This is a genomic window from Caldalkalibacillus thermarum (assembly GCF_014644735.1).
Taxonomy (GTDB): domain Bacteria; phylum Bacillota; class Bacilli; order Caldalkalibacillales; family Caldalkalibacillaceae; genus Caldalkalibacillus; species Caldalkalibacillus thermarum.
Map to the genome: position 1 here is coordinate 1 of NZ_BMKZ01000060.1, position 11,508 is coordinate 11,508.

Below are 11,508 nucleotides of genomic sequence, written 5' to 3' on the forward strand. Positions count from 1 at the left end.
CTCCAATCGAGCCTTTCTAAGCCGTATTCCGGGTGTATCTTTTTCGTCTCCATGTACCATATGTACAAGGGGTGTGTGTTCCCGTTTAGTTATCACTTTTCCATAGGACTGAACCACACGCTTGTCCCTGCGGCTATTATGGCTATGAGACTGAAAAGAACCCCTGCACCTGTACGGCTACACAAATCGAACGCTACCGGGCCAAACTGTCCGGTCCCATCATAGACCGCATTGATTTACAAGTTGAGGTACCGCTGTTAAGTTATGATGAAATTGTGGGGGCAGATGTGCCACAAAGTGACCCCTACAGCACCTCCAACATCCGGTGCCGGGTTGAACAAGCGCTGGCCTTCAAACAGGAGCGCACCAACAGTGACAAGCCAAACGGATTGTTGACGGCTCAAGAGGTAAAAGCGACTTGCCAGCTGTCACGGGAAGCGGAGGTGTTTATGCGGGAGGTTTTTGAATACCACCAGTTAAGCATGCGAGGATATCATAAGATTTTAAAGGTGGCCCGCACCATTGCTGATCTAAATGAACATGAATTGATAGTAGAAGAGGATATTGCCGAGGCGGTTGGTTACAGGCTGGGGAAGTGAGGATTTAATGGATGACCAGTAAGTGAGGGACAAACGAAGTGATAGAAGTGATAGTTGTTGGTTCATTACGTGTGGCTGTATCAAGGTTGGTGATCACATTAAGGTGGAAGTTATCAAAAAGTAGACAAGGAAGTCGAACCCAGCACCAAAGCCTTGAAACCCAACCCTTAACCTGAGTGTGCCAAACACTACGTCCGTGTGGAGAAAACTCCGGTACCGTGACGGGTGTGGTGGAATACGGCGTGTTTGTCAACCTGGAACTTGGTGTGGATGCGTTGGTACCGCATATGAAGTTTGAGAAAGTGCGTAAAGGGGAGCAGGTGTTGCTGCGTATCCGTGAGGTGGATGTAAAAAACGAAAAAATTTACGGCAAGATTGCCAGGAAGTTGTAAGGGGCTGGTGGGGATGTTCATTAGCCCCTTTTCCACGAGCCATGACTGGAAAGTGAGATGAAAGCGGGAGCAGACAAGGCCACGGGAGATAGAGATTCCGAAGGAGCATTACCTTTATGCTGTACGCCATCGCCACCATTGGCTGCATTGGTGGCGTGCAGCTAAAAAGCCAGTTTGATCTCTACAACAAGAAGAAAATCAAAAGCATGTGTCACAGTTACAATTTGCTGATGTGTCATGATTTCTTTCAAGGAAACAAGTCTATCCCGATCTACACCCTGGGTAAGTGACAAAGCCGCTGGCACTCGGAAAGGCTGTCCACAAAGGCATTGAAATGCTCATACAGGGATACACCTTGGAAGAAGCGGTTTGCGAAGGATTTATTGAAGCAGACTTCCACCCCGAAGTTAGCTATTCGGAGGTGGAAAGTTTAGTAAAAAAAGCCCCAGTACACGCGGGAATGGGGGAGACAGAAGTCCATTTCCAACTCCCCCTTTCTCCTTCTCCTTCAGCCCCCCAGATACAGGGGTACATTGACTTGGTTGTCGAAAATGAATCTGTTGTATGGTTTGTCGATTGGAAAACCAATTGGCAACCGTTCAACGTTTTCGACAACATGCAGCTTGCCCTGTATGCGTGGGTGTTGATGGAGATGAAGGGGGTGAACTAGATATATGGAAGTCTGTACTTCCTGCGTTTCGGACGAGATAGCGGGCACAATTTCACAAAGGCTGAAGCGGAAGCAGCCCGTCAGTGGGCGTTCGGTTTGGCCACGGAGATCGAAGAAAAGCTTTTTCTTCTGGACGTCGAGCCGGATGCCCGTTACAGGCTGTTTCCAGCCAAACCGTCATCCCATTGCAGCCTTTGTCCGTTTGCAATTGAGTGTTATCGGAGATTTGGATAGACAGTCCTGCCTCCTGGGTACAAAAACAAGAAAAATAAGGATAATATGGGAAAGCGTGAAGAATCCATAGTTAACCGGATGTGATAGAAAAAAGCTTTTTTTCGATCGTGACGGACTCCTACCACTTCTGTTATAATCAAGTCAAAGTGAGGGATCGTATATGGAGGATGTGCTGAATCAAATTCTCGGTGAATTGCATAAAGTAAACAATCAACTTGATGGGCTGGAAAAAGGTCAAAAAGAGTTAAAAGGTGAGATTCAGGGATTAAAAAATGAAGTTCAGGAATTAAAACAGTCACAAAAAGAACTTAAAACCGAAATCCTTAAAAACCGTGAAAGCATAGATAATCTGGCAACAGAAATGAGAAGCCACTTCCGTCATTTGGAAACGAACATAGAACAACACTACAAAGCTTTCGGCGTTGTATCAGAAAAAATAAGAAACATCGAATACAGTGTCGATTTTCTGGGAGAGAAAACCGGTCGGCACGACATGGAAATTAACAATATCCAGAAAAAGTTACAATCGGTTTCCGGGGATTAATCCCCGGTTTTTTGCTTGTTATCGGTAAGATAATATTGTAATATATATACAGAACCTTTGTTTGTTCCGGTGAACCCACAGGGAAGACCGGGTATGCGCATACCGGTGTATGCGCAGTGAGCGGCGAACCGTCACATGTGCCTTTGCACATGATCGGGCGGAGGGCTGAGAAAAGTTGCATCGCCGGAAGGACGGATACCACCAGGCTATGTGGTATGGGCGATGTGACAGCTCCACGCCACCGTCTGTAAAAAAAGGTGTGGAGGGGAGTTTCCCGAAAAATCCGGCGCGGGGTGTGTCGGTGAATCGTTGCACATAAGCAACGAAAAATGTTGATTATAGAAGCAAACCGTACTTTTGTACGGTTTTGATAAAAAAGGTCAAGTGTACCCAATAAAGGGTATTACTTGGCCTTTTTTGTTTTTTGGAATAAAAATACCGCCAGCCCCTAGGTCAACTGGCGGATAAAAAATCCTATAAGCCCCCTAATGAATTTGGACAACTAAGGTGTGATCTATTAAACTATTAACTATAAAATTAGGGGGCTGATGAATATGAAACGCCAAAGACATTCTGTTGAATTTAAAATACAAGTTGTCAAGGAGGCCTTAGAGGCCGGAAATAAGGCTGCTGTGGCCCGTCGGTATGATATTCACCCAAATCTGGTGCATCGTTGGACAAAAGAATATCAAGACGGTAAATTTGGCGATGTAGATGTTACGGCAACCCCAACACTCGATGCAAAAGCATTGTCACAGGAGAATAAGCAACTGAAGAAACTATTAGGTGAAAAAGACCTGGAGATTGCAATTCTCCGTGATCTATTAAAAAAGAAAAACCCTCACTTGCTGAAAAAATTGAAGTAGCTGACAAATGGATTCGTAAAGGATACCCCATCAGAACGGTGCTGAAAATCATAGGCATCGCCCGTTCGACTTATTACTACCGCAAATATTATCGTGTGAAAGAAAAAACAGTGAGTGAGGGACGACCAGCACCGGGGTATTCATATAACCATAAAGGGATAAAAGTNATGTCGGTTGATCATTAACAAAAAGAAAGTTTATCGCCTATGTAAAGAACTTGGCATCTTGCGTCCCAACGCGAGAAGCAAAACAAACCACTGGTGTTAGTATAGTTTCATGGACACATTTTAGTTAAGTCCCTTACAATAAAAATTGGGAGAGGATGTGTCCAATATGAACCGAAAGAAATTCAATGACGACTTTAAAAAAATGATTGTGGATCTCTACCATTCAGGAACTTCTGTTAAAGATCTGTGTGGCGAATATGGCGTATCTGAAGTGACGGTTTACAGATGGATCAAGCAGTTTACTCCAGTGGGTTCTGGAGATGAGTCCATCACCCAGAAAGAGATGGTTGAGATGAAGAAGGAAATGCTCCGTCTCCAACAAGAGAATGAGATCTTAAAAAAGGCTATGGCCATATTCGCCAAAAAGTAAAGGATACTGAGTTAGCAGAATTCATTGACAATCATAAAGCAGATTATCCAGTTCATACCCTGTGTAAAGTGCTGGGTTTCCCCGAAGCACGTACTATCAAAGACTGAATCATAAAGAGTCAAACCGCGAACGTGAGAACCGGGAGATCACCCAAAGAATTAACAGCATTCATCAGGAGAGCAAACAGCGCTATGGCGCTCCCAAAATCCATCATCTGTTGAAGCAGGAAGGATTTCAAGTCAGCCTAAAGAGAGTGCAGCGTTTAATGAAGAAGTCAGGTATTCGTTCCATTGTGAAAAAGAAATACAAACCCTATCGAGCAAGGAAAAGGTGATCTAACGGGACAATCTGCTCAAACAGGATTTTACCACCAACACCATCAATGAGAAGTGGGTCGCTGATATCACCTACATTCATACCCTTAAAGATGGATGGTGTTACTTGGCTTCTGTGATGGATTTACATACCCAAAAAATCGTTGGCTATTCCTTTGCCAAATCGATGACTACTGATCTAGTCATCAAAGCGTTAGCAAATGCTTGTGATACACAACAGCCTAAACGCGGGCTTATTCTGCACACGGATTTGGGGACACAATATACGAGTGAAGCATTTGAGCAATATGTCAAATCTCAGGGAATCATACAGTCATTCAGCCGAAAGGGATGTCCTTATGACAATGCTTGTATAGAAGGGTGGTATAACCGTAAAAGAATCCATAGCCGTCTGGGTTACAGAACACCTCAGGAAGTGGAAGATCTTTTGAAACATTCGGCTTAAAACTTAACTTTTTTGTGTCCAGGATATTGACTCAAATCCATAGAAGAATAACTTGGGATAACAAAAAGCATTAGAAAAATAATATGAGGGGAAGGGCTACTGATAGGCTAACTTCCCCGGACCAACCATTATTGTTGTGGGTAATGCAGTGTTACGACATTTTTTCCTCTATTGAGTACTCAAATATCTCTAAATACTTCTCTGATCTTCTTAACTTATGAGGAAGAGGCGGCCTTTTATCCTTTTCCAATTTCTAATGGTTTTCTCATCAACACCTAAATATTTTGCTGCTTCTTCCAGTGTATGTCCATGATATACCCGAGCTTTTTCAACTTTTGTCCAAGCGTCCTTTCAAGGAGTTTATCGTGGTAGCCAACGTACCAGATGGGTTTCTCCAACGCATTGGCCAACTTTTTAGCATTCATTCATCTATCAATTATTGAGTGAAAGGAGTCTGTCAATGAATATCAATGAACAAGTAGTGCTTATTACTGGAGCAAGTCGTGGTCTAGGTGCGGCCATTGCACGTGCATTTTCCAGGGAGGGTGCCCGTGTCGTAATCAACTATTATCGTAGCGAAAAGTTAGCCAATAAATTAGCAGAAGAGTTAGGTGATCAATCTCTTGCCATCAAGGCTGACATCAGAGATTCAAACCAAGTAACAGCTATGTTTGACCAAGCAAAAAAATATTTCAAACATCCTGTTACGACTATCGTAAACAATGCACTGGTCAACTATGTATTTGATCCCCAAAATCGTAAGACACCTGATACAATTAGCTGGGATGATTATATGCAACAATTAGAAGGGAGCGTTAAAGCAGCCCTAAATACTATTCAGGCCGGATTAACCGATATGAAAAAGATTGGATTTGGAAGGATTATTAACATCGGAACTAATTTAGTCCAAAATCCTGTTGTACCATATCATGATTATACCACCAGCAAAGCAGCGTTGCTTGGTTTCACACGTAATATGGCTAGAGAACTGGGAGCTTATGGCATTACTGTGAATATGGTATCTGGTGGACTATTAAGAACAACTGATGCCAGTTCAGCCACAAGTCAGGAAGTTTTTGATCTGATTGAATCCACAACTCCTTTACGAAAAGTAACGACTCCTGAAGATTTAGCAGATGTGGTATTGTTCTTTGCCTCTCCTTGGGCCAGGGCAGTTACTGGTCAAAACCTGATAGTAGATGGTGGACTTGTGATGAATTAATTCACAAAAGTCTGGGCAGGAAAGCCCACAACGATTAGCTGTGGGAGGAGGTTAACCTTAATAAAAAAATAGTTTTAAAAGAGGGAGGGACGTTAGTACGGCCTTCCCCTATATATCGTTCTTTTGTTATTATTGCCTCTATTATTGTTTGGTTATCGCCTTGCTAGATGGCCACAGATGACGTACAATATTTTGTGTAAGCACTTGAAAAAATAAAAATAGGTAGGGTATCCTCGGAATTGTCCAGATTCCATAAGAGAAAGGAGTACCCTACCTTATGGTATCAAGTGTAACAAATTCCGGAATAGAAAATCAACTAGATAACTTGTTAAGAGCATTTGTTAAAGAAAAACTTGAGCTCATGATGAGAGAGGAGCTTGAAAACTTTTTAAAGGTCGAAAGACCTAATGAACCTAACTGCAAAAATGGCTATTATCAACGTTCATTAGACACACGTTATGGCAAAATTGAAAACCTTATGGTTCCCCGTGATCGACGAGGAATGTTTCATACTCAGCTCTTTGAACCTTACCAACGTCGTGATGGTTGGCTAGAAACAGCCATTATCAAAATGTATCAAAGCGGGATGAGTACCCGTGAAATTGGTAAATTTATTGAAAGAATTTTGGGCTCATCCTATTCCGCAACAACCATCAGTAACATCACGGAAGTGGCCCTTAAAGATATTGAACAATGGCAGCAAAGACCGTTAAAGAAGCGTTACTCCGTTCTCTATTTAGACGGTACTTATATCAAACTTCGCCGGGATACCGTGGCTAATGAAGTGATCTATATCGCCGTTGGTGTTACTGAAGATGGGTATCGTGAAATCCTTGGCTTTTATGTTGGTGGTGCAGAAAATGCACTCGGCTGGCGCGACATGCTTGAAGACTTGTATCAACGTGGGCTTAAAGAAGTGCTACTTGGTGTATTTGACGGTCTGCCCGGATTAGAAGAAGCTTTTAAATCGGTTTATCCAAAGGCCGATGTCCAACATTGTGTCATTCACAAGGTTCGTAACACATTAAACCGGGTGAGAGCTAAAGACCGCAACGAGGTGGTGGAAGATCTTAAAGCGATTTACCATTCATTTACTGTAAAAGAAGCTCAATTTCAGTTCGAACAATTCAAAGATAAATGGCAAAAGCGTTATCCTAGGGAAGTTCAATCTTGGGAGAAAGATTTGCCCACTTTGCTCACCTTCTTAAAGTACCCGTCAGCTATTCGTAGTGTCATTTACACCACCAACTGGATTGAAAGAACCATTAAAGAAATTAAAAAACGTTTAAGACCCATGAACAGTCTTCCAGATGTCAAAGCAGCCGAAAAAATCGTGTACCTTACTGTACAGGATATCAATCACAAATGGTCAGAAAGAAAATGACGTGGATTTGCTAGTGCCTATCAACAATTGCAAGCTATGTTTAAAGAACGCTATGAGATATAAGCTTCATCATCCTAATGCCATTTTAAGAAGGTCGAAGAACCTGTCAAGGGGTTCGTATACACTTCGCCCTTGACAGAACCTTCTGATACTTTTTTCATTAGTAATTAAGGATGATGAAGGTCTAAATATAGTCACGATTCCAGAAGTGCCCTACGGGCTTACACAAAATTCTTGACGGTACCTACTGGTTCCGATGAGCGTATTATTAATAATTTGGTATCTTAACCTTACTATATTTATTATTTTATTTAGAATGATTCATACTACTTTACCTCGTATCTCTGCGTGAACTAGGGGATGCCGAGACATATACAAGTAAAACGCACAGGGAAAACCCCTGGGCACATCATGGAAAGGAGCATGGTTCATGACGAAAAAGATTTTTCTCGCTGGTCCCTTTAAGAGCCTAATGGATCCCAGAAGTGGAGAAATGGACAAGCGATTTCGGAAACAGTACGAGGAACTAATTGAATTTTTCGAATCGAAGGGCTATACGGTACACAATGCGCACAAGCGTGAGAAATGGCGGTAGACGCGTCGGAAAGCATGTTGGAAATTGCTCGTCAGAGACGTTCGCATCCTTTCATTAATTATCGTCTAGTGAAGAATGATCGCCTAGACTTTGTGAAAGACGACTCCGTTGATGGCGCAATGACATGTTATGTGTTCATCAATATCGCATCAGAAGAACAAATTCGGCGAATTATCAAAGAGATATACAGAGTACTCAAACCGGGTGCGAAGTATATCATACTAGATACAAATCCAGATACCACGGGGATCAGCTTTTCGACTTTTCGAAGTGGGGAGTCGGGAAGACAGTATGCATATGGAGAACAAAGGGAAGTGCGGCTACGTCTTCCTGATCATTCTGAGTTGATTCTTTATGATTATCATTGGCCCAAGAAGATGTACATTGAGGCACTGAGAGAAGCGGGATTCAGCATAATTGACGTACTGGAGCCGACGCTCAAAGATATACCGAAACAAGAACTGGAATCCTTTACGGCGGAACACTCATGCTCATGGATGGGGGAAACAGAGTATCCGCCATTTGCTATCTTTGTCGCAAGGAAGTAAATAGTGGCTAAGTGTACCATACGGTGTTCTACAGAGACCGTCTTTATCTCACATGAAAAGGGGGGCAGCAGGTGATTGCTGCAGAATTTGACGTGTTCCTATTTGATCTCGACGGAGTCATTTATCTGGAGAATGAGCTACTTCCGGACGTTAAATTATCCCTTGAACGACTTCGACAAATGGGGAAGATTATACGATTCCTTACCAACGATCCTCGGGCAACACGAGAACAAGTTACGCAACGCTTGCGTCGATTGGGACTGGATGTAAATGAACAGCAAGTATATACATCAGGATGGGCCACAATCCAATACATTCAACGGCGCGGCTATTCATCTGTGTTTGCATTAGGAACGCCGGACTTCCTCTCAGAAATGAGGAGTAATCTACAGCAGGTAAGGATAAACACTGATAATCAACCTCAGGCAGTGGTGATCGGTTATGACGACGATATAACGATGCGGCAAGTGAACAAGGCGGTACAATACATTCAACAGGGTTCTGACTTTATTGCGACAAACGGGGACACCTCGTTCCCCGTTTCTTCTGGCAGAAGTTTGGCCACTGGATCACTTATCCGAGCGGTACAGGCGGCTACGGGACGGCGTCCAGTCGTGATTGGAAAGCCTAGCCCAGTCATGTTTCAAATAGCAACCGAAGATCTACCTGCTAATGCACGCATTGTCATGATTGGAGACTCACCCGAAACCGACATTCTCGGGGCGCATGGAATGGGTTATACGGGAATCCTTATCTCCGAAGCGCCAGTCACTTTCCCTTCCAAATACGATTTTCGTGCTCCGGATGTTACAATTCGCAACTTGTCATCCTTGTTTGATCCTGCAATGACTGTTGTACCGTGGAGCAAACCGCCATTTCCCTGGCCAGAACGCGTAGAACCCGGTGTTGCGGCAGTGGTGTTCAATGAGCAAGGAGATGTTCTTCTGATGAAACGCATTGACAATGGATTATGGGGGATTCCCTCTGGACATGTTGAACCCGGTGAGACCGTCGAAGAAGCCATTAAGCGTGAAGTCATGGAGGAAACAGGTCTGGAAGTAACAGTGGAACGGCTTATCGGTGTCTACTCCCATCCAGCATCACAAGTGTTCAGCTATCCTTCGGGCGACGTAGTTCAGTTTATAACATTGTGTTTCCTCTGTCGTGTGGATGGCGGGAACATACGAGCCGATAGAAAAGAATCCGCAGAAGTCAAGTTCTTTAATCCAGCGGAACTTCCCGCCGATATGCTTCCTATGCATCCACAGTGGTTGATGGATGCATTAGCATCCGATTTTTCTGCATTTATAAGATAGATAGAGGTTTTATGACATCCTTCCCCGAATAAATTCGGGGGTAGATAGCATATAAAAAAGACGGCTAGCAAACTGAGCCGTCTTTTTTGGTACGCCCGGCATGGGTGCATGACTATAGGGTGAAAGTCCCGAACGGGGGCTGGCGAGCGCCTACCGTTAGCTGAAAGCAAGGGTGTCCGCCGTGAGGCGGAATCTGGTGTTGCTGGAGGCAAACACTCGACCTGAGGTACACGAACCCAATTTGAGGCTGTTACAACCGGATGAGTCTGCCAAACAAGACGAAGTCCAAAGCCGCCAAGGGTTGTGGCAGTATATTGGGCAGGTACATGAGTGGAAAGTCCGTGCTCTTATCCGGGGAGGCCTGTACGGTACGCCATCTGAAGATGGTAACCAAAACCGAAAGGTTTTGCTGAACGTACAGGAGTCAGCAAGACAAAAGTACCTGAGTAGGGGACGCTGAAAAGGGAAGGACCGAACGTCAATTCAGGGATGAATCAGACTCTTTCGAGACGCAGTGCGTTGAAGCAGAATTCCTGACGGAACTCTTCCAAGGAAAGATGGGTGAAGCCCGGAGGGCCTTGGAATGAGGGCTGAGCATTGCCCGGTAAGACCTGACACCTCATCCCGCGAAAGGAGAAATATCTCGATGGCTTTGTTGGAGAACATCTTATCATGGTCAAATCTAACCAAAGCACTCAAACGTGTGGAGGCTAACAAAGGCGCTCCCGGCATCGACGGGGTTTCAACTGAACACCTCCGAGATTACCTCCGGGAGCATTGGCCAGCCATTAAACAAAAACTGCTGGAGGGGACCTACCAGCCAGCACCTGTCCGAAGGGTTGAAATCCCGAAACCTGACGGAGGTGTCAGGTTACTGGGTATCCCTACCGTGATAGACCGATTCATCCAACAAGCCATTCTCCAAGTACTCACACCCATCTTCGACCCTCACTTTTCGTCCCACAGTTATGGATTTCGCCCCCAACGCCGGGCCCATGATGCCGTCCGGCAAGCCCAACGATATATCCATGAGGGATATAGATACGTTGTGGACATTGACCTGGAGAAATTTTTTGACCGGGTTAATCATGACATTTTTATGGGCCGGGTGGCATGACGGGTGAAGGACAAGCGCATCCTGAAGCTGATACGGGCCTATTTAAAAGCGGGGATCATGATTGTTGGTTCAAAGTCCGATCAGAGGAGGGGACTCCGCAAGGGGGCCCATTGAGCCCGCTATTGGCCAATATTCTTCTTGATGACTTGGACAAGGAACTTGAAAAGCGAGGGTTGCGCTTCTGCCGTTACGCGGATGATTGTAACATTTATGTGCGCAGTAGGCGCGCAGGAGAACGTGTGAAACAAAGCATCCAAAGATTCTTGGAGAAGAAGTTAAAACTCAAAGTCAATGAGGAGAAAAGCGCGGTTGACCGACCATGGCGGAGGAAATTTCTAGGCTTCAGTTTCACCAGCCAACGCCAAGTCCGGATACGCCTTGCTCCGAAGTCTATCCAACGCTTTAAGAACAAGATACGACAGCTGACCAACCCAAACCTACTGGCTTGCGCAAGGGCTTAGGAGTTTAACGGAGAGATATTTCGATGTTCGTCAAGATTGGCGAACCGAAGAGTAGCGACCCGCATGCTAGGTGGTGTGAGAGTTGCGCCTTGCAAGTTCAAGGAGCACAAGTAGCCTGAAATGGCTACCAGGATAAAGCTTAGCCAGCAGTCCTGTACCGAGTCTTGCGTGGTGCATGGTAAC

Annotated in this window: 11 protein-coding genes and 4 pseudogenes; all 15 read left to right on the forward strand. The window is 44.5% G+C overall.

What is annotated here, in order from left to right; genetic code table 11:
* Window positions 1-131: 131 nt before the first annotated feature.
* Window positions 132-260, forward strand: a pseudogene (locus IEW48_RS17710) (ATP-binding protein); the annotation flags it as partial.
* 15 nt (window positions 261-275) lie between these two features.
* Complete coding sequence (locus tag IEW48_RS15305; RefSeq protein WP_503826752.1) at window positions 276-599, forward strand: magnesium chelatase subunit ChlI family protein; 324 nt, start codon at window positions 276-278, stop codon at window positions 597-599.
* Window positions 600-817: 218 nt separating this feature from the next.
* Window positions 818-991, forward strand: a complete 174-nt coding sequence (locus IEW48_RS15310) for a hypothetical protein (protein ID WP_188624524.1) — start codon at window positions 818-820, stop codon at window positions 989-991.
* Between the two features lie 116 nt (window positions 992-1,107).
* Window positions 1,108-1,281 carry a hypothetical protein gene (locus IEW48_RS17220; RefSeq protein WP_229704085.1) on the forward strand — a complete coding sequence of 58 codons (174 nt, stop codon included), beginning with the start codon at window positions 1,108-1,110 and terminating at the stop codon, window positions 1,279-1,281.
* On the forward strand, window positions 1,278-1,661 hold the full coding sequence (locus IEW48_RS17225; protein WP_229704086.1) for a PD-(D/E)XK nuclease family protein: 384 nt from the start codon (window positions 1,278-1,280) through the stop codon (window positions 1,659-1,661). The genes IEW48_RS17220 and IEW48_RS17225 overlap by 4 nt, the downstream gene beginning before the upstream one ends.
* A 394-nt stretch (window positions 1,662-2,055) precedes the next feature.
* Entirely contained in the window at window positions 2,056-2,439 is a 384-nt protein-coding gene (locus tag IEW48_RS15320; protein ID WP_188624525.1) for a coiled-coil domain-containing protein, read from the forward strand.
* A gap of 554 nt (window positions 2,440-2,993) precedes the next feature.
* Complete coding sequence (locus tag IEW48_RS15325) at window positions 2,994-3,305, forward strand: transposase (protein WP_188624526.1); 312 nt, start codon at window positions 2,994-2,996, stop codon at window positions 3,303-3,305.
* 333 nt (window positions 3,306-3,638) lie between these two features.
* Window positions 3,639-4,682: pseudogene (locus IEW48_RS15330) on the forward strand (IS3 family transposase).
* Window positions 4,683-5,142: 460 nt separating this feature from the next.
* A complete protein-coding gene (locus tag IEW48_RS15335; protein ID WP_188624527.1) occupies window positions 5,143-5,904 on the forward strand; it encodes a 3-oxoacyl-ACP reductase in 762 nt (253 codons plus the stop codon).
* Window positions 5,905-6,181: 277 nt separating this feature from the next.
* Window positions 6,182-7,285: pseudogene (locus IEW48_RS15340) on the forward strand (IS256 family transposase); the annotation flags it as partial.
* A gap of 433 nt (window positions 7,286-7,718) precedes the next feature.
* Window positions 7,719-7,883: a hypothetical protein gene (locus IEW48_RS15345; RefSeq protein ID WP_188624529.1), complete on the forward strand. Its 165-nt coding sequence runs from the start codon at window positions 7,719-7,721 to the stop codon at window positions 7,881-7,883.
* 14 nt (window positions 7,884-7,897) lie between these two features.
* A complete protein-coding gene (locus tag IEW48_RS17835) occupies window positions 7,898-8,431 on the forward strand; it encodes a class I SAM-dependent methyltransferase (protein WP_503826753.1) in 534 nt (177 codons plus the stop codon).
* 71 nt (window positions 8,432-8,502) lie between these two features.
* Window positions 8,503-9,747, forward strand: a complete 1,245-nt coding sequence (locus IEW48_RS15355) for an HAD-IIA family hydrolase (protein WP_188624531.1) — start codon at window positions 8,503-8,505, stop codon at window positions 9,745-9,747.
* A 181-nt stretch (window positions 9,748-9,928) separates the two neighbouring features.
* Window positions 9,929-10,207 carry a hypothetical protein gene (locus IEW48_RS15360; RefSeq protein WP_188624532.1) on the forward strand — a complete coding sequence of 93 codons (279 nt, stop codon included), beginning with the start codon at window positions 9,929-9,931 and terminating at the stop codon, window positions 10,205-10,207.
* A gap of 186 nt (window positions 10,208-10,393) precedes the next feature.
* A pseudogene (ltrA, locus tag IEW48_RS17235) lies at window positions 10,394-11,295 on the forward strand (group II intron reverse transcriptase/maturase); the annotation flags it as partial.
* Window positions 11,296-11,508 lie beyond the last annotated feature (213 nt).

Bases quoted from the DNA above. Each gene is read 5' to 3' on its own strand.
- IEW48_RS17220 (WP_229704085.1), top strand. From the start codon at position 1,108: ATGCTGTACGCCATCGCCACCATTGGCTGCATTGGTGGCGTGCAGCTA.
- IEW48_RS15345 (WP_188624529.1), top strand. From the start codon at position 7,719: ATGACGAAAAAGATTTTTCTCGCTGGTCCCTTTAAGAGCCTAATGGAT.
- IEW48_RS15335 (WP_188624527.1), top strand. From the start codon at position 5,143: ATGAATATCAATGAACAAGTAGTGCTTATTACTGGAGCAAGTCGTGGT.
- IEW48_RS15325 (WP_188624526.1), top strand. From the start codon at position 2,994: ATGAAACGCCAAAGACATTCTGTTGAATTTAAAATACAAGTTGTCAAG.
- IEW48_RS17835 (WP_503826753.1), top strand. From the start codon at position 7,898: ATGTTGGAAATTGCTCGTCAGAGACGTTCGCATCCTTTCATTAATTAT.
- IEW48_RS15320 (WP_188624525.1), top strand. From the start codon at position 2,056: ATGGAGGATGTGCTGAATCAAATTCTCGGTGAATTGCATAAAGTAAAC.